Below are 22,385 nucleotides of genomic sequence, written 5' to 3'. Positions count from 1 at the left end.
TTTACCCTCCATGCTGTCATTCAACTAGTTGTTTTGTGTTTCACTGATCTGATAAGTTGCGGAAATCCATGGCAAGATATCTTTGGCGAAATCGATTCGGCCATTATCGCTTAAATAAACAACATCGCCGTCATGTAAGGTATAGTTCTGCGACATATCGCCTTTGGTCAGGATATTCAACAGATTGGCTTTGATCGGTTCAGCTGAATTATCCTGGCGGATAATGTGGACTTTTTTCTTGGCGGCATTCTTGGTATAGCTGCCGGCCATGCCGATGGCGTCGAGCAGGTTGTGGCTTCGTTCAATCTCATACATTCCCGGCTTCTGGACTTCGCCCAGCACATAGACCCTGGTTGTCCGGAATTTTAAAATATTAACGGTTACAATTGGTTCTTTGACATAAACAGACAAGCCGGTGGTCAAAGCATCGGTTAGCTCACTTACCGTCTTATCCGCGGCTTCAACTTCGCCTACCAGCGGAAATGCAATTTTTCCATCCGGGCGCACCGCCAATTCCTCCAGCTTTAGTTCTTCATAACCCCACACGCCAATAGTCAAAATATCGTTAGCCCCCAGCTTGTACTCCTGGGCTATAGCGCTATTGGCAGGCAAACAGCTAAACATAAGTGCGAAAACGACCAGAGTCAACTTGACAAAATACTTCACGCCAATCCTCCCATTTCACATTATTTGTAACTTATTATTCGTCAACAAAATCATTCTCTCCTGCTAAAATGACAAATAAATCCCATAAACCCATATTTAGGAGGCGGATAAGCCGACAAAAAATGGAATTTATGTAAAGATGTACGACTGGCGCGAGAGGGTGCTTAAAAGCTGCATTACCCTGTTGTTAGATTTTTATCGTACATAAAGTTTATTAGAATTTCTTTAGAAAATTATGGAAAATAGTATAATTTTTACATAGATAAACGGTGTAAAATTTACTGTTATCCCTATACATGAGAGAACTTCAAAACAATAAAGAAAATGCAGTTCGTCTTAATAACATCGGAACAAAAAGAATAAAGTAACCCTTCCACCTGTACCACGGTAAGATGGGTTACTTTACCCTTTGCGTTTTATTTCTTCTTCTGACATTTGCTGGCAAATTCGATATAGCCTTGCAAAGTTTCAATGCATTGCTCGTATTGTTCCTCTGAAAGCCCCGTCAGCTTGGCAGTGCCAATTTCTTCTTTTATCATGCTGTCAATCTGAAAATCATGATACCCCAGGGCGCCTAGCTGAATTCGCAAATGTTGAATTTGTGCCAACTTATCCATATGACCCCTCCTGAAGAAATGATATTAAATACATCAAGAGGGTAGTCGTTTGCCTTAACCCCCAGGCAAATCAGTCGCTAGGACCTTTTTCCTAACACGCGACTAAAGTCCTAGTTTTATTTTATCATTTAGCCTAACATTTGGAAAGAGAAACTTTTCACTATTTTCAACTATTTCCCGACATTTTCCCACAGTGTAACACGACTGTCCTAAAAATATTTCCGGATCAAGCGGGTCAGCAGGTTAGGCCTGGACTGTTGAACGATCTGATTGATCTCCCGGATGGCCACCTCCTGGCTGTTGACGATTGCCAGGGGCTGTTCATACATAATCCGGCGGGCTCCGGCCGATCCGAGCAGGGCTTCCAGCTTGGCAACGCCTTCCCGCATGCCGGGATTGCGGGTGCGCAGGCCGTGAGCGTCCGAGCCAAGGCTATAGATCATCTGATTGGCTACTAAAAGCTCAGCCGTCAGCCTGGTACGCTCCCCCATCTTGCCCGCCAGGCTGGTGCAATTGACCTGGGTGAGGATGCCCCGGTTGATCCACTGGGCCAGTCGCTCCGGCTGCCGGGCGATGACCGGATGCCGTTCCGGATGGGCAATTACCGGGGTAACCCCGCGGGTTTGCAGGGTAAAGAAAAAGTCATCGGCAAAATCAGGAATTTCAGCCGCGGGAAATTCCACCAGCAGATACCGCCCGCCATTGAGGCAATAAGGGCCGGGGCCTTTGATCAAGTCCAGGATATCCATGCTCATGGCAATTTCGCCGCCGGGATACAGTGTTAAATTCAAGCCCAGGTCTCCTGCCGCTTGCCGGAGATTTTCGCAGTGGCTGAGAATCGTTTCCCAGTCCGGCAGCCAGTCCCCCTCAATGACGTGGGGCGTTGCCACCATATGGGTTGTACCCTGGGCGGCGGCAATTTTCAGCATTTCGCGCGTGGTCTTCTCGTCTTTAGCCCCGTCATCAATGCCGGGAATGATATGAATATGCAGATCAAACATTCGTCAGTTACTCCTTGCCATTGCTCTTTCCTCATTAGTTCGACAATCGTTCAACCATTTCCTATTCGGTCAAGGTACTACTCTTAGTTGTCAGACCATTATTTCTGCCTAAGCTTACGGATCAGTAAAATAGACAGGACCGCTGCGGCCACATCCAACGCCACATCCCCGAACCGGCTGCTCCGGCCGGGAACATAGCCTTGATGCAACTCATCGCTTACCGCAAAGATTATTGTAAGAAATACGCTCCAGCCTACCGATCTGTTGGTCGCCAGAAACAAGCAGCTGCCCAGCAGGCCATATAGAGCAATATGGCCAAGCTTATGGAGGATAAAGTCGGGATGCAGGCTGAGCGTATAAGAAAAGAAGCCCTCTCCGCCCAGCTTCAGTGAATATTGGTTGATCCAGGACTTCAGCCAGGCCGGCAGAGCCTCATGATCGATAAAATGCAGGTCGGGAATGCTGGAAAAATAAAAGATCGTGCTCATGATCAGCAGAACTAGTAAAACGAGTAACAGTCTCACACCAAATCATCCTAACCTTGCCCCTGGGCAAACTGATTTTTCCATTGCTGAATGTGCTCGGCCGGCAAATGGATTTGCGTTATAAAGCTTGTATTGATCAGAGCTTCCAGCTCCGTGATATTTTCCCGGCGCAGCACCGGCAGGTTAAAATCTTTCTGTTTCTCATTGGCCCGGTTATCAATACCAATAATGACCGTTCTTTTCCCGCACTGGAGCGCTTTGATACCGCTGTGCAGTCGCGTACCAACGTAATCGACCTGCTCATTGTTCAAAAACGACTGATAGGCCGCTAAATTAGGCGGAACGATTTTAACCTTATCCAAAACATGCAGCGCCTGTAAATAATCATAATCATGATAGCCTTGCAGCCATACATAAACTTCCCGATAGTTTCTGGTCAGGACATCGAGCATATCAGCATCTTTTTGCGGATCCTGATGATAGTCGGTTACTGTTGTAAGGACTTTTTCACTTTTTTTCAGCGGTATTGTTTGGCAATGTTCCGGCGTCAGGCCCCACATCGTGGGGCATCCGGTGTTCAGCGCATTGTCAAAACCGATTTCTTTTAACTTCTCCAGGGTATAATTGTCCCTTACGGAATGGATATAGTCCCTGGACAAGACCTGGCGATAGACATATTTGCTGACCAGGGCGGTGCTTTTCCGTTGATAGCGGTGCCAGCCTACGCCCATTAAAATACTGGGCGCTGCCCAGGAAAGCGCAGACAGATGCAAATTCCACTGGCTGCGTTTACGCCAGCGCTGCCGGCCCAGCAAATTTGAACCGGCGACAAACTTCAAATCGGCGTCCTGAAACTGCTCCAGCCAGCTATCCAGCGGCAGATGGGTTGAAACATTGACATAAAAGCCGTCAGGATACAGGGATTTGATTACCTTATCACACGCTTCATAGATAATTTCATCACCAATATTGGACGCGGCTATGGCCGGTGTAAATATCATAATTTTTTTCACAGCGAACTCCTTACGGTACTAAGCCAGGACCTGAAACCGGTCCAGAAAATCAAAGAAAATCCGGCGGAGTTTCCAGCGGTACGCTTTTAAACTCTCCCGCAGCGCGGGCTGCGGAGTCTGAAAGCCCTGCCAGGGCGTCCGCGCCAGATAAAAATAATATTCATTCACATAAGGCATAGTACAGCCATTTTTCCAGGGCTTGTGCGCCCCGGTGAAATGAACGATGCCAGGGTCTTTAAGCGCCTGGACGACAGCCTGGCTAAGCGCCTGCTTTTCCTTACTCAGCTTATAATAGACTCTGAACAAGAACCGGTAGACATTCCATTTGGGATCAAGCGCAAGCCATTTTCCCCAGAGCACGGCATTTAGGCCGTCCTGATCGGCAAAAACGATTCTGCCGGCGTTTTCGTTAATATAGCGGATGACTTCAGCCCCGGTGCGTTTTTCCCGCCACCGCTCAGCGTTGATAAATAATACCCCGGCATTAAAATAAGGCTCCTGCGGCGGCATTCCGAGAATTTTCCGCAAGCCTTTTTGCCGGTCAACCGCTTCGATCCCGCTATCCACTACCGCTCCGGCCAGGTAACCGGAAATATCGGCGTTCCATAACCCGGCAATATCCGCGCGGACCAGTAAATCAACATCCAGATATATGATCTTCTCAATTGCCGCCGGTACAATATCGACAATGGTTAAGCGATAATAGGTCGCTTTGCTGATATGCCGGCTTACCGGCAGCTGAGCAAAATCCTGCGCAGCGACAGGATAAACGAATACCTCCGCCCCGTACTTGCAGGCAATCTGCCGCAGCTTGTGGCAGGTCCCGGCGGACAGGCTGTCGCTGATGATATGAAAGGCCACGGGATTCCGCGACTTTTTATTGTATAAAACCGATTCCATGGTCACGCCGGCATGCTGGGCGTATTGTTCATCAATGCATAAGCCGATATGAATCGTATCCACAAGCACTCACTCCTTACGCAAATTACGGCATAAGCCCGCTGGAGTTAGTTTAAACGGTATTAGGAAATTATATTTACGTACAAGCTGCCTGACCACCGATCATCCTGCGCAATTCGCCGATACTGTCCGGAATGCTTACACCGGCCTTATCCATCATTCGCGCTAAGATCCGGTCATTTGTACTCACTGCATACAGCTTAAACAGCGCAATTGGCGTGATAGTTTCGGAAAATACATCCGCAAACAGCAAGCCGGACGAGCTAATGCTTACCGCCCATCTCAGGCTGCTGTATTTGGCATAAAGGACTTCAATGGGATCCTTGCCGGGAACAATGGTCATTGCGGGGAACCGGCCGCTATAGTCAGCTATTTTAGCGGACGATTCGCCGGGGTGAGGTTTATAAATCAGCCTTAGCCCGTAATCGTGCGCCAGCCGGGAAATATCACCAAGCATCGCTTGTTCCTCTTGTCCGGTGATCACTTTCCGCTCAACAAAGGTACTGCCTAAAAACAACAGGCAATTACCGGCCGACATGGCCGGCAGGGGTTTCATCCCGGCAACAAGTCTTGCCATAACCCGCTGCACCATACTCCGTTCCAGGCAGACGGCATTGGGCGAAGGCCTTTCCAGCAGCTGCGGTTTAAACAGATAATCGGCGGTAGCCGCCAGGCCATGGCCCAGTCCGCCAAGGTTGTACTGCAAATTGCCGCTAATTCCGCCGATACTGCGAAAAAAACTGATCCGGGCCAGCTGCCACAGTTTGCTAAGTTTTCGCCGGTCGCGGTTGTGGTAAGACCAAATGCCGTCATCAATCCGGGCATAAGAATTACAGCCCAGCAGTTCGACGAACAGCTGATTTTGAATAATCTTATCTGATCCGAGATAGACGTTATCCACTTTGCCAAAGGACAGCACCCGCTGCTGCAGCAGCTTCATTGCCCGGGGATACCGCCAGATATAATCGCCGCTCAGCCACTTGTCGCGGCTAATGACCTGACGCCAGACCGCTTGGTCCTCCGTCATGGTGCGCAGCGAATCACTGCTGCGCCAGATTTGGTCCTTTTGAGGATGAATCAGCAGCAATTGATTCGTCGCCTGACCAAACAGCTCACTGGCCATAATATAGGCCGCCAGCAGCTGCAGGGGCGTACCAACAAGAAATACATTATTCATAAGCAGATCCCTTCAGCCGAAAGCATAAGCCCTTTAATTTTTATCCTGCCTGGCCTGTAACACCTCGGCATAAACAGCCAGCAGCTGATCAAGCATCTGGTCACTGTTGAACATTCGTTTTACCCGGCTTACGCCTGTGTCGCCCATTGCCGCCGCCACTTCCGGCTGCTCATACAACAGGTTTAATTTTCCGTACATGGCGTCAATATCGCCCTTGGGTATTAAAAATCCGGTAGCCTGATCCTCAATTGCTTCGGGCGTGCCGCCGACGGCATAGGCAATTACCGGTTTGGCCATCGCCATGGCTTCTACCAGCACCAGTCCAAACGTTTCGAAATCAGACGGCAGCAATAGTACGTCCATCGCCTGCATCAGCTGCGGCACCTCGGTGCTGTGGCCGGCAATGCAGATCTGATTGCCCACCCCCAGCTGCCGGGCCTCGGCTTTGAAGCGGCGCAGCCCATTGCCCTTGCCTACGACCAGCACCCGCCAGTCAGGCTGCTGCCCCTGGAATTTGGCCAGCATGGTCAAAAGATCCCCATGGCCTTTGGCCTTTAGGTTTTTGATCCGGGAAACCATGCCGATGACAAAGTCCTTTTCGCCCAGCCCCAGCTGCCGTCTCAGCATAGCCGTCTCAGCCGGCCGGGGCGCAAACTTAGTTAAATCAATCCCATTATATATAGTAACCAGTTTTTCCGCCGCCACCCCTTTTTCCAGCGAACGCCGGTGGAGAAAATTGCTTACGCAGATAATCTTGTCCGCCTGGGCCAGGACCATTTCTTTCGGTTCATGCCCGAAAACGCCATGAGCAGTATAGACTACAGGCAAATGCAGCCGTTGGCCTGCCTGCAGGGCGGCATAACCAGCGGCGGCTGAATTGGCATGAATAAGCTGGATCCCGTGCTTTCTAACGATATATTCCAGCATCAGCGAGGTCAGATAACTGCTTAAGCGCACCGGAACCAGGTAGTGGGCAATGCCCGCTTCGGCCAAAAGCCCCGCCAATTTACCGCCCCAGGATGCGACAACCACCTGCATCCCCCGGCGAGCCAGGCCCAGAGCGGTTGTAATAACATATGATTCCGCGCCGCCGATATTCAGCCGCGGCACAACCAGCAAAACTTTCAATGTATCCATTCATTTTCCTCAGTACTTTTTATTGCCCCCGGCCTGCCGTTGAACGTACCAGCCAGGCTTCCTTACCGGAAGATATTTTTTACGCTTCCCTCCAGCCGGCGGGCGGCAACAAAAGCCTTCCATAGTTTTGAAACCTTCAACCGGTATTCCCACAGCGCCGTCCGGGACGACACGCCAATGCGCGGCAATGCATACCGCTGCGTCTGCCCGGTACCATTAAATATGCCTAAAGCGGCCTTATAGCCGGCCTGCTCGGCATGCTGCCCGGTCCTGGCGTCAAAATCGCCATAAGGATAGCATAAAAAATCCACAGGCCGGCCGAGCTGTTCCTCCAGGACGGCTTTGCTTTGCCGCAGTTCATACGCCACTTGCTCATCCGTCATTGTACTAAGACGCCCATGCGAAAAGGTATGGGCGCCAATTTCCAGGCCGGCGGCCTGCCATTCCTGCAGCTGCCGCCAGTTCATCAGCCGCTCGGCAGCCGGATTTTTTTTCCAGCCGCAGGCTGCGCCTACCCACTGCGCAACAGGAAATACAATGGCCTTCATCCGATAGGCCTGCAATAACGGCAATACATGTCTGTGATTATCTTCATAACCGTCATCAAAAGTCAGCAGCACCGGCTTGGCCGGCAGCGCCGTGTCTGCCGTCAGATGGTCATACAGCGCTTTCATGCTGATGGTTGTATAACCGTTGTCATGTAAAAATTGAAGCTGCCGGCGAAACTGCTCCAGGGCTACCGTATTACGATTATCTGATACCACATCCACCCGGTGGTACATCAGAATTGGCGCTGTATTAGGCATGCTCTTCACGGCCTCGCACGGTCAGGCGCCCGGTCGTAACCGGCCGGGGGCTGTCCAGCCGCGCCTGTTCCTTAATAAAGCTCCAAACCCGCTCCGCGGCATTGCCATCCTGATAGGTGCAGGCAACATCCAGGATTTCCTGCCTTCTGGCCGTATAATCATCCTGTTTTTCCACCAGCAGGCGGGCAATGGCAGCCTCCAGTTCGGGCTGGGTATAACATTTGGGCCCCGGTGTAAACCACTCATAGTCAACAATAAGATCGCGGTCTTTTTCGGTATATTTTTGATAGTCATACGGAAAAAAGACCAGTGGTTTTTTTAACAGGAGATAATCCAGATAAATCGAGGAATAATCGGTAATCATCAGATCAATCAGTGACATGACCGGATAAATATCCCGCCCTTTGATATATTCCATACAATGGGAATAGTCTGTAATGACAGCCCCGCTCCGGGTTGAGGGATGAAATTTGAACACAAACAAAATATTGTGTGCAGCGCCAAACGCATTTAAGCCTGCCAAATCAACCGCCTGATCGGAAATAAGCTCCCCGCCGGTATCCCGCCAGGTGGGTGAAAATAATACCACCTGACCGCCCTTGGCTTTAAAGCTCTCGATCCTTTGATTGCTTATTTCATCCGTTCCCCATAACGGCTCGGCGACAGACGGTTTGCCAAACAAAACATCGTTGCGGGGATAGCCGTAGTCTAAAAACCGGCGGGCTTTAATAGTAGGACCAAAAATTTCCCTGGTGCAAAACTCTGAATTGGAAATAAAAGCATCATAGGTCGGATAAAAGACCAGCTTCATACCCAGTGTTTTCAGCCAGCTGGGCGGCAGCTTTTTCAAGCCTTTAATTGAAGACGGGCCAACTTTTTTGACCACAATGCCATGCCATAACTGTACCTTGTGGATGCGATAGAAAATATAATAATTCAATGGCGAAATGTGATTATCCACAATATAAGTACCGGCCCGGAACATTTTCCAAAAACTATGTAAACTGGGATACTCCAATACCGGCAAACCGTATTTTTTAAATTGCCCGGACAGCTGCTTGTTCCTGGTCATAAAATACAGTTTTGCGCCGTCAGCGGCCGGTTGCCGGCAGGCATGGAAAAAGAGATATTTAACGTTATTGGAAGTACCTTTGAACAAGATCAGTTTATTGTCTTTCGGGATCAGATAAGTCAGCGGAATAATAACCAGCCAGCCTGCCAAAAGATAAACGATTCGTTCCAATAATTTGGCCGTAACAACGATTGCTGTTTTGATCATATTTGAACTCCCTTCAATCCAAGTTAACCAGGCAGCCATTTTTCTGGCAGCAACCGCCTGACTCTATAGTCAGCAAGACTCATTTTTAACACTATTGCCACCAGGCGCCAGTGTTTTCCGAAACACCTGCAGATATTGAGCGGTCATCACCGGGATGCTCATTTGCTGTTGAATGGCCTGCAGGATCTCAGCCCGGCAATCGGCCGTCAGCTGCCAGCCTTTCGCAATTTCCCGGACCAGCAGCTCAGGCTTGACCGGTAAATTCCGGCCGTCAAAATTGACTGCCATTGCGGAATGAATATTATCAGCCGTGACCGCCCCGAAAAAAAATTCGCTGTTGCGGATGGCGACAACCGGCTTTAAACAAGCCAAAGCCTCAATGGCCACCCGGCCTTCGCCGATAATCAAATCGGCGGCGGAGTACCAGCACACAATATCGGTCGTAAAATCTTTTATTTCAACTATATTATCATATTTCTTATTTACTGCCAATGCCCGCTGTTCCAGTTCGGCCCGCAGCGGGCCTTCACCAATAATCACAAGCTTGGCCGTCTGACAATAATCTGCAAGCCGGGGAATGCTGTCCAATATCGCCAGGGCTACCGCGCCTTTAATGGAGCTAAGCCGGCTGACATGCAAAATCAGCTTGCAGGTTAGGTCAAGCCCCAGTTTCAGCCGGGCCTGCTGTTGATCAAGCGGAATAAACTGGCTGAAATCAATGCCGTTATGAATTTGCACGATTTTATCAGGGGCAATGGCAAAGTCGGACCGCAGCCGCTCAGCCAGACTGCTGCTGACAACAATCATCCGGTCGAACAGCGCGCCATAGTACCTTTTGCCCATGGCCCGGTGCCAGGAGTCGTGCATAGTGACAACAAACGGAACGCCGGTCAGTTTCCTTAAAATCCAGGACCATAACCCGGCTGTCCGCTGCTGGGCGCTGATAATCTGAATGTTTTGCGATTTAAGCAGTTTAGCCAATTTCACAATATCCGCCGCCCAGCGGAAAATATTTATGCCTCTGGCCTGAATCGTCAGAATGGTCAACCGGGGAAACCGCTCTCCCAATTCCTGCAGGCGGACCGGATCACTGCCTGTATTGACCGCCAGAGAAACCTCATGCTCCCCGTATACCCCCTGGATGAAGGCCTGGACATGCGTTTCCGCGCCGCCAACCTTCCAGGGCTGGGAAAAAAGTATTAGAATGTTCATCTAACCCTCCGCATCCTCCCTACAGAAAAGCTGCTCTAACGCCGCAGATACCGCCTCGACACTAATGGCGGCCAGGCAATCCACCCCTTTGACGCATTTACGCCGCCAACAGCCGATACAGGCGCGATTCGCCAGCAGAACCTTGTGGCCTTCGCCATAGGGACCATTGCGCTCAGCATCTGTAGGACCCATCAACGCCACTGTGGGGGTATTCAGCGCCGCCGACAGATGCATAGGTCCGGTATCTCCGCCCACAAAGGCCCGCGCCCCCCGGATAATCGCCGCCAGCTGCGGCAGGGAAGTCTTGCCAATCAGGTTAATTGGCGGAACAGCCGCATATTGCAGCAGCCGCTCCAGCAGGTATCCATCACCAGGCCCGCCGGTTACGACCGGCACCAGGCCCCGGTCATAGATACGGTCGGAGAGGAGGGCGAAATACTCGGCAGGCCAGATTTTATTGGGCCAATTTGCGCCAAGCGCCATCACAATATAAGGCTCCTTGTTCCGGTAACCGGCCTGCTGAAAAATTTGCCGGGCCTGTTGTTGTTGTTCCTGGGCAATGCCAATATTAAACACCGGCTTTTCTACCGCGCAGCCCAGATGGCGCACAACATCCAAATAACGCTCGACCACGTGCTTGCCGGACATTGCTCCACTGATGCGTTTACTGACCAATTGACTGCCCTCCCGGGCATTTTCATAAACCAGGCGCGTCGCCGCCCCGCTCAGCAGAGAAATCATCCCGCTTTTAAACAAGCCTTGCAAATCCAAAACCAAATCAAACTGATACTGGCGCAGCCGGGCCGCAAACGCCGGAATATTGGTCAGCGCTCCCGGCAATGATTTGAATTTGGCCTTTTCAAAAACAATCACCTCATCAACGGCCGGATGACTGGTTAGTAAATCCAGCGCCGGCTTTTCAACAATCCAGGTAATCCGGCAAGCGGGATAACACTGTTTTAACGCCTGCGCAACAGGCAAAGCATGAATGACATCGCCAATTGCACTGAGCTTTACAATTAGAATATGCTGAAAGGGCATTTGCTCACCCCTTGATTTTTTTAATAATATTACTGGAGGAACGTCCCGGCACAGCCGGAATAAGTACCGTTTTCCCGCCATATTGCGCGGCCAGCCGCGCCTCAGGCAGCTGATCTTCCTGATAATCGCCGCCTTTGACATAAACTGCCGGCTTGATCCGCCTGACCAGTTCTTCGGCAGTCTGTTCTTCGAAGATTGTCACAATATCCACAGCAGACAGGCCAGCCAGCACTTCAGCCCGGTCCTCCTGGGGATTAACCGGCCGGTTGGGACCTTTCAAACAGCGCACCGACTGGTCGCTGTTCAAGCCGACAACCAGGCAATCGCCCAATTTACGGGCTGCGGTTAAATACCGCACATGTCCGGCATGCAGGATATCGAAACAGCCGTTGGTAAATACAATGGTCTTACCGGCGGCTTTCATTGCGGCAACTGCAGCGGCAAGCTGATCAGACTTCAAAATTTTCATGCTGCTCTCCAATCGCGGTGACCAATTCCTCCGGCGTTGCGGTGGCCGTCCCTGGTTTGCGGACAACTACCCCGGCGGCCAAATTAGCCAGCCGGGCGGCGGCCAGATAAGAAGCGCCGGCCGCTAAGGCCAGGACGGCGGCGGCCACTACGGTATCGCCGGCCCCGGTAACATCATACACTTCACTTTTATTGCTAACCGGAATGTGCGTATAGCGGCCCGAACGTTCAAACAGGGTCATTCCGTCAGGACCTCTGCTCAATAGTACAGCGTCGGCCTCCAATTGGGTCAGAATGGCCTGCCCGGCAGTAATGATCCCATCGTCATCCAGATTTTTCAGGCCAATAGCCGCAGCCGCTTCCGACTCATTTTGCTTGACAATTGTCACACCCTTATAGGCCATCACATTATACCTTGAATCGACCATGCAAGGGATGCCCAGCTGCCTGCACCGCTGAATCAGATATTCAATAATATTGTTGGTAACCGTATGCCCGCCGTAATCGCTGATCACAACCAGCGCCATCTTGGCCAGAATGTTTTCCGCATACGCCAGCAGCCTGGCCTCGGCCGCTGAATCCAGCGCTGTTTTGCTTTCCCGGTCAACCCGGACCACCTGCTGCCGGACGGTGGCTTGTCCGCCGGCCATAACTCTGGTCTTGGTGATTGTTGCCCGCAGATCATCAACAATGATGCCGCCGGTGTCGACCGACTTACCGGCCAGCACTCTGATCAATTCGTGGCCGGCCGCATCATTTCCAACCACGCCGACCGCATATACCTGCCCGCCGAGCGTGGTAACGTTATGAACAACATTGGCCGCGCCGCCAGGCAGAACGGTTTCGGACTCGTGCTCCAGGATCAATACCGGGGCCTCCCGGGAGATTCTGGCAATCCGGCCTTCCAGGTAAACATCGGCCACCATATCGCCAACAACCATAATCTTTTGCTGTTGAAAACCCTTGATTATTTTAAAAAGAAGATTATCCAAGTACAAGACTCCTTTGAGCATTTTACCATTCCAGCGTTGACACCCTGATTTTTACCTGATCCCGCTCAGCCCGGTAGATAATATCGGCCTCAAAGCAATGCAGATTCCGGCGCCAGGTATAGTCGATGTCTTCCACCTTGCTTTGTTCAACGTCATAGCTCACTTCGACGCCGAGACTGTTCAGTTTATCCGCTTTATACATAAACCCGGTCGTCCATTCCTTCGGCGTATCTATTTCGTCATATTTATAAAGATTGGTCGCGGACTGGTCCCGATAGCTGTAGCCGGTCCACCATTCCAAACGGTCATTGGGCTTGGCTTTCAGTTTGATATCATATTTCCAGATATCATTGGTCGATTTGTCATAGCCATACTTAATCTTTTCAAACCCGGCGCCAAAATTCAACGTATACCTATCGCTGAGTTTGATCGGATCATGCCTGAAATACAAGTTGTAGTCCTGCCGCCAGCCGGAAATATCACCCTCAATCCATTTACCGGCGCTTACGAAAAAGTTAGCGGTAACAGGCGAATGCCCAAGCCGGTAAGGATTTAATTTAAAGGCAAATTCCGGTTCTTTCTTGACCCAGTCATTATCCGAGTTTTCGGCATAACCCCAGTCAATGCTGGCAGTGTAATTTTTCTCCCGGTTAATCAGCCCGGCTTTGGGTTTGAAATGGCTTCGGCTGTAATAGGCCGCATCGCCGTAAACCGCTAAATGATCGTTAAGCGGAAACTCCAGATACTGGGCAATCATTACGCCATTGTCGGAATCATACCCCAGACGGGGGAAGCTTGATTCTGAGGCGGCTTCCGAATTCAGTGATTTCTGGTACTTCGGTAAAACAAAGATTACTTTATCCTTAATCCAGAACCTGGCATTATGGGCAACAATCCGATTGCCAGGCCATACCTCTATTTTATCCGCACTGACATGATAGTCAGGCACTTTGGCCGGACATCTGGTGATTGTGCCATTATAGAGAATATACTCATCAGGCGCCAGATGGATATTCTGAGCGCTGATATTTTCTTTGTCGATGGTTCCCCTGACACCAGCCATTGTACCGGTCCGGTCCCGGTAATTATAATCAACTCCGTTAACCGCCAGATTTAACCCCGGCTCTGAAACCTGCGCCAGGCCATCCACCCAGACCTGGCTTTGTCTGGTATTGCCGCGCAGCTCTTCCGTGGTTATTATCATTTGATCCTTCTGAATTCTGACATTGCCTTTGGCAAAAACTTCGCCGGTCAGCTCACTAAAGGACAGGTCATCACCCTCAAAAACAATGGGAGCCTGACCTGGAGCAGTATTTGAATCAGCCGCGCCGGCCGGCAAAGCGGTACTGACTACAGCAATCAAAGCCAATAATCCCAACAGATATTTTTTGGCGTTATTCATAGCTTCTCCTTCACTATCTCAGGCTATTTCCTGCGGTTATTCGTGCAGCAATTTATTTTTGAGTATTATTCAAATAGACTTTATTCTACAATTATACCGCTTTTCCTGCCCAAATTGCTACGGCAATATCTAGTAGTTCACCAAGTCCAAATCCTCCGTGTTCTTGGCGCGATATTTCCCGCCCGGCTTCGTGCGTCGCCTTACTGGCAAAGAACTATTTACAAAAATTAGTCTCACCTGCAATTCTAGAGTATATACCATGATTCTTTGAGCTGGCTTAGAGAGCAAAAAAAGTAAAATCTCCCGTCAAAGCGGGAGATTTTCACAGCAGTTTCAAAGCAATACGGTTACCGGTTTGGTTGGCTAGTCAATCTGTAATCCATACACACTGGCATCAGCCTTAACCTGAATATATAATTCAGTGCCGGCAGGAATGGTGATATCCGATCCCCGAATGAACGCGCCGCCCACAACACCGATCGGTCCCAGCAGGGCTATGCCGGCAACGGATGCCCCGGCCGCTTTAACCAGTGATTTGGTTTCTTCCTTCGCCTTATCGCCCATTTCGGTTTGAATCAGGCTGCCATCAAAAGCGGTGATATCGTCAAAGCTGACTTCGAGAACCGCATCACGGCCAAAATTGCGGGATTGACGTACTTTGGTTATTTTTCCACTTCCCAGCGTGCCTTGGGGGATAACCAGCAGACCGTTGGACGATACATCTTCGGCGGTCTGATAAACAACCGAATCGCCCACGCGGTTTTTGCGGCTGTCCAGTTCCGTTACTGTTTTTATCTTAATAAGCGTATCCTGATATACCGTGGTCGGGCTTACATTGATCTGTCCGCCGGGATAAGCTATTTGGGCCAGCTTATCGGCACGGTCATCTAAATTTCCCGTTTCGGAATTCCCCAAAAGCGTAAGCTCCATATTTTCAATTTTGCTTTTTGCCGGCTGAGCAGTTACATTATGATTGATCGTCCACTCCACCGCGTTAACTTTGGACTGAAAAGACGGCGAAGTTGATGAGTTCTCAGTCAAATAGGCATAGATTATATCAAGCCTGGCGGTGAGTGCGTCCGAAGTGGTATCGCCAAAAAGATCCTGTTCCATTTTATTCGCCCGCTCAATTAACGAGCCAGTCTGGTCACTGCCATAGATAATCTTTTCGGCGGCTGTGGTCTTATCTAAAACCGTTAATTCCTGAAAACTCTGAGCTGATACCAACGAAGTCAGTAAAAACGTCATTAGTAAAGTGCAGATCATCAACTTGCGCAACATGAAATAACCTCCTATAACAAACTAAAGTCTGATACTGCTATATTTCGGGATGAAAATACAAAATCCTGCCATCGGGATGGCAGGATCAAAAACCAAAGGGCTGCTTTTTACTTCTTCTCAGCTTCAGACTCCAGGGAGGCAGGCTGCATATCCTTATTAAAGCCGAGATTAAAAAACAGGCTCATGACAGCTATATACATCACCAATTCCAATAGTTCCTCAAATAACTCCTGACGTTGTCCGCGGAAGATTTTACTATGCTCAATAAAATCAGCGGCAAAGAAACAACCAACAATCAGCAAAATGTCGACCAGCGGGAATTTTCCATATTTAAACCAGCGCACAAATTCTTGGTGCAGCTTCTGCCGGAAAATCCCTGCAACTACGGCAATAGCGATTGCGCCAATAGCCGGATAAACATAATGGCCAAAATACACTTTTTCCAGGGGCAAAAAGCCGCCACTGCCATCTGGGTAAAAAACCCGGCCCCAGCTTAGCTCGCGCAAAAGTACGATGCCCAGCAGAGGAATCGCCCACAAAATCAGTTTTTTCGTCGCCATAGAACCGGCGCCGGAGCGATAAGCCCTGTACATCACCACACCGATCGCAAGCAGCACCAGCACTTGTATATTTTCTACCGGTTGATTCTCCCGCCCCCACCCCGCCGGCAGCAAAAACGCCACTGGAATTAAAAGGAGCAATAGAAATAAGCAGGTTTTCGAAATTGGATTCAATGTTGTTACAAAATGTTTACTTTTCACTAACGGCACCTTCTCAATATAACTTAATGCTGCGCAGTCTTGCCTTTAATACCAAACCTCTCAGTAATAATATCATATCTGATAATACAATAAAAACATTTTGGTAAATAAAACTTCGTGTTGGACTAACCAGTCAATTTATGGTACAATTGTGTCAGGATAATCCTATACTATCCTGGGAAAGGAAGATAAACCATGAAAAAACGTCTGATTGTGGGCTTATTGTTAGTATGTTTCTTATCGCTTGCTGCAATTCCAGCTACCAATGCCTTCAGTGTTGGAGATATTTTAAAAGTCGGCGGTATCGGCTTCCTGGTTGATAAGTTTGCGACTCCGTTAAATAACTTTGTCAATACTCTGACTTTTAAGCATGGCGGCAGTCATGATTACGCTACCAAAGTAGTACCAATTGTGACCTTAGGCAGCGGCGGCTATATTGGCGCTGCTCAGGTCATCGGACCGCAGGAGCTAGTTGATAAAACGCAGGCTGTGCTCCAGGTGGAAGGAAACTTCAATGGCAAGCAATTCCGGGTGAAAGCACTTATTCCGATTGACAGCAAAAACCCCGTAAACTTCTCCCGAGTGAACGGTGTCGGCCTGTCCGCCGTAATTGACGTTAAAATTTAGTACATAGCTGACACTGGTTTAGGTACGTAAAGGAAATTTTCCGGTTTAGCGGCAATAAAAAAAGGCTTCCTAGAAATAGGAAGCCTTTTTTACGTGAAGTTTTAGAAAGCAAAATTAACGGTAGTTTCAACATAATTGTATTTATCATCTGTATCAACATCTTTTAGATCAGAGTAGGCAAAGCTTAGTGTTGTATTGTCAGTAAGCTTATGGTCATAACTAAAATACAAGCCCTTATAACCATTATCGAAGTCGGTGTTTCCACCCATATCGCCATTTTGTTCTACTTTAGCATAAGCCAGTCCAAAAGAATTTTTGTCATCCAGCTCATAACTGAGGCCGGCAACAAACGCTTTGTCGTTGTCATTGGCATTGGATTTGGCATATTCGGCAAAATAAGTGATGTTTTTATTCGTATAGGCCGTATCTAGGCCCCAGTGATTGGTATCCTTCTCACCGGCTGCGTCTTTATCATATTTGGCCAGAGTTCCGCCAACGGTCCAGGCATCATTCAGATTATAGGCCGCATGCAGCGCATACACATTGTTTTCCGTATCGGTTTCCTGGCCTGCAATAAAGTTCAGCGCAGTAGCCCCTACAGTGGCGTCGGCAGTTAAACCGTCCACTAATGTGGTACTGCTGCCGATGTTGCCGCTGGTGCTGTACAACAAGGCGTTTGGACCAAGATCAGCGCCCTGGCGGCCAAGGTTGTAAGTCGCGGCATCGCTTTTTAAAATGAAGCCAAAGCGATCAATCGTGGCCGTTGATTTACGCGTGCCATTTCTGGTGTTGAAATCGGCGGTAATATCATCGCCATGATAGCGCTGGGCCGCAAAGCGGGTATAAAAATCAATGTTTTCCGTTAAAGCGGTCTTCGCATTTAAAATCACCGTGTTGCGGGCGCCTTCGGCATCGCCGTCAGCGTCATGGTCATCCCATTGATAATGCACTTCAACCTCTCCGTCAAACTCGACCGGCGCAGCCAATGCCGCGCTCAGCGAGAGTGTCAGGGATGCAGCAACCGCTGCTGCAAGCAATCTCTTTTTCATGTGTTACCCTCCTAAATTAGAGCAATTTATTTATTGATAACACAGTTCAGCCAGCCAATGCAGACAAGTATCCACGTTTCCTTATCCGGGCTGCAGTCCCTGTGTACTCAATCACAGTCCTACCGGCTTGTTCGTTTAATGTTAGAAGTTAAATGTGGTATTATTAACATTCTGTTAAATTTTCTCTGTTTGGAGATTCTATGAAAAATCCGAAATCCCTGCTAATATAAGAAATTTTCTTAATATTTATTTAACAAAAGTAAGTATGATCATTGGCGTCAGTTCACTATAACAGTTGTGTCCATTAGCTTGCTTTACAAAAGGACAGAAAGAAAACAGTGCTTACAAAAAGAGATGCATTTTGAAAGGTCTGTTTTATACGATCATTTCGGTAAACAGAATTCTGATGTCTTTCTTACTTAATTAGGCAGACTCGCTTGAATCAGCTCTAGATTCTAAAAAAAAAGATCCGCTTATAAAAGCGGATCTTTTTAATAATTTTTTAGAATAAGAAGTTAATTTGAGCTCTGGTATAATCGTCGGCATCCCCGCCGTCAGTATATTTAGTATCAAACGTTTGGAATGCTTGTAAAACAATATTCTTGGATAAAGTGTAATCAGCACTTAAGGTCCAAGCTTTCAGACCATTATCGTTCGAATCTGCCAAAGGTACCGACGAAGTAGTTAAGCCGGTTGGGATTGCACCGGTTTCAATTTTGTGATAGGCGACTCCCAGACCCCAGCTTTGAGGATTGACGGCTTTAGCGCCCTTATAGTTTACTTGAGCAATCCACGCTTTTTGCCCGTCATTTACATCAGAAGAGTTTTTGTAGTAATCTCCGGCAATCGCAAAGTTTTTACTGAGTTTGCTTTTAAACCCACCGCCGAAGATATCAAAGCTGTCATAGCTGCCGGTCTGTGCAAAATAAGTAGCAGTAACGCTGGTAGCTTTGCTTAAATCATACTTGGCTTCGGCAAATACTACTTCTTTTTCATCTGTGCCCCAGGTATCGGCGTCAAAACCAGCACGTTCACTAACATCAGCAATACCTGCAGTTACTTTAAATGTATTGCCGGCAGACAGTTTCAAACCATCAACGCCGCCGGTGGTGTCAGCGAGCAGGCCGGTTGAACCGAGGTATTGGCTGAAACGACCTACAGTTGAAGTCAAGCCTGTGTTAAATAGATTCTTTGTAGTTAAAGCGGCATCAGCAACGAATGCGCCATCTTTTGTGCTTGAACCGGTTTCATTGTGATTCAAACCAACAAAACGTCCATAGAAGCTGGTATTTTCATTTACATCAGCATTCAAATTCAAACGGAAACGTTGCGCAAAAGCAGACTTGTCATTCAGTTTATCATCTACAAAACGCAGACGAACATCGCCGGTCAATTTGATTTTGGATTGGTTGGCTTCCAGTTTAGCTACACGTACGCCTAAATTATCCAATTCGGCAGCGAATTCCACAGCCAGTTTGTCAAGAGCTGCTTTTTGTTCAGCGTCAGCACGGTCAGCTTTGGTTAAAGCTTTGGCCACGATTTGCGCCATTTCGTAACGGGTAATGGTTCTGTCGCCACGATAGGTGCCGTCGCCGTAACCGTCAACGATACCGGCTTGGGCCAATTTGGTCACAGCGTCATAGGACCAGTGTTTTGCAGGAACATCGACGAATGGATTTGCGGCAGCAAAGGTAGTGCTGGCTACGCCGACTACCAGTGCAGTAGTGATTGCAGCGGCTAATCTTTTTTTCATTAGAATTTCCCCCTTAGTTTTTTGGTTGATTTTTGTTTAGCTATTCCTAAGAAGGTGCTGCGAGTATCCACGTTTCCTCAGCTCACACGGTTCTTAGTACTCACTAAATTTATCAAAACTGCAAGAACTATTATAGTTTTTACAGTTAGGATACCTATATTGTTACATGGTAATATATTCTTCGCCGGCTACAAAATTCCTTCTTTTTTTTATTTTTTTATAATTTTTTTCGGACAGCTGGCTTTTCTCCCTAATATTATACTTAATTCACAGTATATTGGCGGCTGCCTGTCGCTGCGACAAATACTTTTCGGCGATAATAACAGCGGCATAATCATCGACCGGCACCGGCGGCGCCAGCATCGATACGGGAATGAAACGTTTCAGCCCGCCTGGCGGGTTTTCCTGCCAGTAACGCCTGCGGGCCGCCTCAGTGGTCCGGTATTCATCAACCAAAGCAATCTGGATTGTCTTATTGGCTGCGCTGATCATAGCGCCGGCTTTTTTGCTGGAGGTTCCGGCGCCCAGCGCCACCACTCCCGCAGCATAGTCCTGCATGGCCGCGCGGACTGTTTGCGCGAGCTCTGCTGTGTCGACAATCGCTTTATACAGTACGCCTTTATCCTTATGTACTACCGCTATGCCGCATTTCTCGCGACCGGGGTCGACCGCTACAACAACTTCTTTCACAGTACAACCTCCATCTATGGTTAGTATATTCTAATGCCGGCAATTTATTCCTACTCAACTGCTTTTAGCAGCTTAATGTCAGTCTCGTTGTTGAAGATACGGGCATTTAGGAGTTCAAACTTCACATTGATTTTGGCGTCAAGTTCAGCGATATCACGCTTGCTGGCCAAAACAGCCAGGGATTCTTGGGTAGCCGTGGTATTGAGCAAGCCGTCGAACTTGGCGTCCAGTTCTTCCGAGCGGTGCAATACGGCCTTAATATAGGCGCTATTTTCACCAATCTGGCCTTCGACATTAGTCAGCCGCAAGTTTAACTCTGCCTGACCATCCTGCAACTGATGCGTTACTGTTTGCAGACCTTGCACATCTGCCTGCAAAACTTGCACATTCGCTTTCAAAACTTGTACGTCTGTTTTCAACTCTTTTACATCTGTTTGCAGCTCCCGCACATCTGCTTTTAACTCTTGTACATCTGCTTTCAGCCCTTGTATTTCCGCCAGTATCTGCTTTAACAATACTTCCATTCCGTTCACGCTCCCTGCTGCTATTTTACCATAGCACGATTGGGACAGGCAATGCTTTTAGCAGAATAAACCCCTGCCGGAGCGGCAGGGGTTTAAGTCTAAATCGGGAACTAGAATTTCACGCTTACGGTTGCCTGGGTACGGGCGCCTAAATCAATACCGTCTTGATCTTCGAAGTCCTGGTATTTAACATTCAGCGCAGTGTTTCTGTCCAACGCTCTGTCATAAGCATATTCCATTCCTTTGAAGCCGCTTTCTAAAGTAGACGGCTGCTGATCGTTGGCCAGAGCGCCGAAGCCAGTGTAAGCGCCGGCTTCAACATCTCTATAAGTTGCGGAAAGACCAAGCTTGTTCAATTTTACGCCGTAAGATACAGCAGTTGCATCAGCGTCGTTATTGTCATAGTAGGAAGCATTGATGGCCAGGTTTTTGGTTAATTTAAAGCCAGTGCTCAGACCATAAATTTCCTGATCGGCAGTGTCATTTTTGTAGTAGTCGGCCACTAAGTCAGTGCCAAGGGCATTGAAGCCGTACTCGGCAGCGTAGATGCGGTTGGCATCGGTATTGCCGGCTACCAGTTTCAGGCCGCCGATTTCAGTGGCGACAGCGTTCATCTGGGTGTCAAACAGATAACCTTCAGCCAGTATTACATCCTGACGGCCAATGGTATTGGTCAGGCCAAGGGCATCGAAAGTTACGTTGGCTGTATTGATACCGGCATCGCCGTTGCCGCCGTCATAGTTCATGTTTCCACTGGTCAGACGGGCATTAAATTTCAGGTTGTCGCTGATTTTACCGTCAAAGTTTACGCGGGCCCGGAAATCGGTGTTGTCGCCGGCATCCTCAGCTGCAAAGTAACGAACGCGGGCATCACCGGATACTTTAACCATGTCGTCTACTTGTTCCTGCAAGCTGTCGACTTTCACACCCAGGTTGTTTAACTCTGCGGCAAATTCTTGCGACAATTCGTCTACGGTTCCCTGTTGATCGTCATTGAGCGATTTGTTCATTGCTTTGGCTACGATTTGCGCCATTTCATAGCGGGTCATTGTTTTGTCGCCTTTGAATGTACCATCGGCATAACCGTCAACTACACCGGCTTGCGCCAATTTATTTACAGCATCATAAGCCCAGTGATTCGCCGGTACATCGGAGAAAGGATTGGCTGACGCGGCGAAGGCCGGTACAGCAAATGCTACAGTAAGTGCAGTGGTAACAGCTACTTTTAGAAGTCTCTTTTTCATCTGGAAGCTCCCCCTTAAGGTAATTAATTTGCGCTGGTGTTCGTCACCGGCATTGTAGGGGCTGGCGTCAACCAGACTGCTGATGAGTATCCACGTTTCCTCATAAGTTCCGGTTGCTCATTCCAACCACTGATGCCCCTGCAGCTTTTCGCAGGTTTAGTTTACATAATTCTGCATGACTTTTGATATTCCTGCTGTAT

At 48.7% G+C, this 22,385-nt stretch carries 23 protein-coding genes; 1 reads left to right on the top strand and 22 read right to left on the bottom strand.

Annotated elements, in window-relative coordinates:
- Positions 1 to 24: 24 nt before the first annotated feature.
- From BLR06_RS14235 to BLR06_RS14155, 17 genes are all read right to left on the bottom strand, one after another.
- A complete protein-coding gene (locus BLR06_RS14235; RefSeq protein WP_245698162.1) occupies positions 25 to 666 on the bottom strand; it encodes a polysaccharide biosynthesis/export family protein in 642 nt (213 codons plus the stop codon).
- 416 nt (positions 667 to 1,082) lie between these two features.
- Complete coding sequence (locus tag BLR06_RS14230) at positions 1,083 to 1,283, bottom strand: hypothetical protein (RefSeq protein ID WP_092074263.1); 201 nt, start codon at positions 1,281 to 1,283, stop codon at positions 1,083 to 1,085.
- Between the two features lie 209 nt (positions 1,284 to 1,492).
- On the bottom strand, positions 1,493 to 2,284 hold the full coding sequence (locus tag BLR06_RS14225; protein WP_092074262.1) for a tyrosine-protein phosphatase: 792 nt from the start codon (positions 2,282 to 2,284) through the stop codon (positions 1,493 to 1,495).
- Between the two features lie 98 nt (positions 2,285 to 2,382).
- Positions 2,383 to 2,808 carry a VanZ family protein gene (locus BLR06_RS14220; RefSeq protein WP_092074261.1) on the bottom strand — a complete coding sequence of 142 codons (426 nt, stop codon included), beginning with the start codon at positions 2,806 to 2,808 and terminating at the stop codon, positions 2,383 to 2,385.
- Positions 2,809 to 2,819: 11 nt separating this feature from the next.
- Positions 2,820 to 3,782: a polysaccharide pyruvyl transferase family protein gene (locus BLR06_RS14215; protein ID WP_092074260.1), complete on the bottom strand. Its 963-nt coding sequence runs from the start codon at positions 3,780 to 3,782 to the stop codon at positions 2,820 to 2,822.
- Positions 3,783 to 3,800: 18 nt separating this feature from the next.
- A complete protein-coding gene (locus tag BLR06_RS14210) occupies positions 3,801 to 4,745 on the bottom strand; it encodes a glycosyltransferase family 8 protein (RefSeq protein WP_173812953.1) in 945 nt (314 codons plus the stop codon).
- A 73-nt stretch (positions 4,746 to 4,818) separates the two neighbouring features.
- Positions 4,819 to 5,919, bottom strand: a complete 1,101-nt coding sequence (locus tag BLR06_RS14205) for a polysialyltransferase family glycosyltransferase (protein WP_092074258.1) — start codon at positions 5,917 to 5,919, stop codon at positions 4,819 to 4,821.
- Between the two features lie 33 nt (positions 5,920 to 5,952).
- On the bottom strand, positions 5,953 to 7,056 hold the full coding sequence (locus BLR06_RS14200) for a glycosyltransferase family 4 protein (protein WP_092074257.1): 1,104 nt from the start codon (positions 7,054 to 7,056) through the stop codon (positions 5,953 to 5,955).
- Between the two features lie 62 nt (positions 7,057 to 7,118).
- Positions 7,119 to 7,862: a polysaccharide deacetylase family protein gene (locus tag BLR06_RS14195; RefSeq protein ID WP_092074256.1), complete on the bottom strand. Its 744-nt coding sequence runs from the start codon at positions 7,860 to 7,862 to the stop codon at positions 7,119 to 7,121.
- A complete protein-coding gene (locus BLR06_RS14190) occupies positions 7,855 to 9,141 on the bottom strand; it encodes a CDP-glycerol glycerophosphotransferase family protein (protein WP_173812950.1) in 1,287 nt (428 codons plus the stop codon). The genes BLR06_RS14195 and BLR06_RS14190 overlap by 8 nt, the downstream gene beginning before the upstream one ends.
- Positions 9,142 to 9,210: 69 nt before the next feature.
- Positions 9,211 to 10,353: a glycosyltransferase gene (locus BLR06_RS14185; RefSeq protein ID WP_092074254.1), complete on the bottom strand. Its 1,143-nt coding sequence runs from the start codon at positions 10,351 to 10,353 to the stop codon at positions 9,211 to 9,213.
- Positions 10,354 to 11,394 carry a lipopolysaccharide heptosyltransferase I gene (waaC, locus tag BLR06_RS14180; protein WP_092074253.1) on the bottom strand — a complete coding sequence of 347 codons (1,041 nt, stop codon included), beginning with the start codon at positions 11,392 to 11,394 and terminating at the stop codon, positions 10,354 to 10,356.
- Between the two features lie 4 nt (positions 11,395 to 11,398).
- The gene (rfaE2, locus tag BLR06_RS14175; RefSeq protein WP_092074252.1) at positions 11,399 to 11,863 is read right to left on the bottom strand and encodes a D-glycero-beta-D-manno-heptose 1-phosphate adenylyltransferase; all 465 of its coding nucleotides are present in this window, start codon (positions 11,861 to 11,863) and stop codon (positions 11,399 to 11,401) included.
- Positions 11,844 to 12,854, bottom strand: coding sequence for a bifunctional heptose 7-phosphate kinase/heptose 1-phosphate adenyltransferase (locus BLR06_RS14170; RefSeq protein ID WP_422699891.1), 1,011 nt, complete (start codon positions 12,852 to 12,854; stop codon positions 11,844 to 11,846). The genes rfaE2 and BLR06_RS14170 overlap by 20 nt, the downstream gene beginning before the upstream one ends.
- Before the next feature lie 22 nt (positions 12,855 to 12,876).
- On the bottom strand, positions 12,877 to 14,256 hold the full coding sequence (locus tag BLR06_RS14165; protein ID WP_092074250.1) for an LPS-assembly protein LptD: 1,380 nt from the start codon (positions 14,254 to 14,256) through the stop codon (positions 12,877 to 12,879).
- Positions 14,257 to 14,619: 363 nt separating this feature from the next.
- Positions 14,620 to 15,537, bottom strand: coding sequence for a hypothetical protein (locus tag BLR06_RS14160; RefSeq protein WP_245698161.1), 918 nt, complete (start codon positions 15,535 to 15,537; stop codon positions 14,620 to 14,622).
- A 107-nt stretch (positions 15,538 to 15,644) separates the two neighbouring features.
- Positions 15,645 to 16,298, bottom strand: a complete 654-nt coding sequence (locus BLR06_RS14155) for a hypothetical protein (RefSeq protein ID WP_092074249.1) — start codon at positions 16,296 to 16,298, stop codon at positions 15,645 to 15,647.
- Between the two features lie 195 nt (positions 16,299 to 16,493).
- Between BLR06_RS14155 and BLR06_RS14150 the strand changes: the two genes are divergently transcribed.
- On the top strand, positions 16,494 to 16,925 hold the full coding sequence (locus tag BLR06_RS14150; protein WP_092074248.1) for a hypothetical protein: 432 nt from the start codon (positions 16,494 to 16,496) through the stop codon (positions 16,923 to 16,925).
- Positions 16,926 to 17,026: 101 nt separating this feature from the next.
- Here the strand turns inward: BLR06_RS14150 and BLR06_RS14145 are convergent, their stop codons facing one another.
- The 5 genes from BLR06_RS14145 to BLR06_RS14125 form a co-directional block, all read right to left on the bottom strand.
- Positions 17,027 to 17,974: a porin gene (locus tag BLR06_RS14145; RefSeq protein WP_092074247.1), complete on the bottom strand. Its 948-nt coding sequence runs from the start codon at positions 17,972 to 17,974 to the stop codon at positions 17,027 to 17,029.
- Positions 17,975 to 18,476: 502 nt separating this feature from the next.
- A complete protein-coding gene (locus BLR06_RS14140; protein WP_092074246.1) occupies positions 18,477 to 19,727 on the bottom strand; it encodes a putative porin in 1,251 nt (416 codons plus the stop codon).
- Between the two features lie 267 nt (positions 19,728 to 19,994).
- A complete protein-coding gene (locus tag BLR06_RS14135; RefSeq protein ID WP_092074245.1) occupies positions 19,995 to 20,417 on the bottom strand; it encodes a RuvC family protein in 423 nt (140 codons plus the stop codon).
- 50 nt (positions 20,418 to 20,467) lie between these two features.
- Positions 20,468 to 20,941 (bottom strand): hypothetical protein, encoded by a 474-nt coding sequence (locus BLR06_RS14130; RefSeq protein WP_092074244.1) that lies wholly within the window; start codon positions 20,939 to 20,941, stop codon positions 20,468 to 20,470.
- Between the two features lie 110 nt (positions 20,942 to 21,051).
- Positions 21,052 to 22,185 carry an S-layer homology domain-containing protein gene (locus tag BLR06_RS14125; protein WP_092074243.1) on the bottom strand — a complete coding sequence of 378 codons (1,134 nt, stop codon included), beginning with the start codon at positions 22,183 to 22,185 and terminating at the stop codon, positions 21,052 to 21,054.
- Positions 22,186 to 22,385 lie beyond the last annotated feature (200 nt).

It is taken from the genome of Dendrosporobacter quercicolus, from assembly GCF_900104455.1.
Lineage (GTDB): Bacteria > Bacillota > Negativicutes > DSM-1736 > Dendrosporobacteraceae > Dendrosporobacter > Dendrosporobacter quercicolus.
This window is presented reverse-complemented; position numbering and strand designations above follow the sequence as displayed.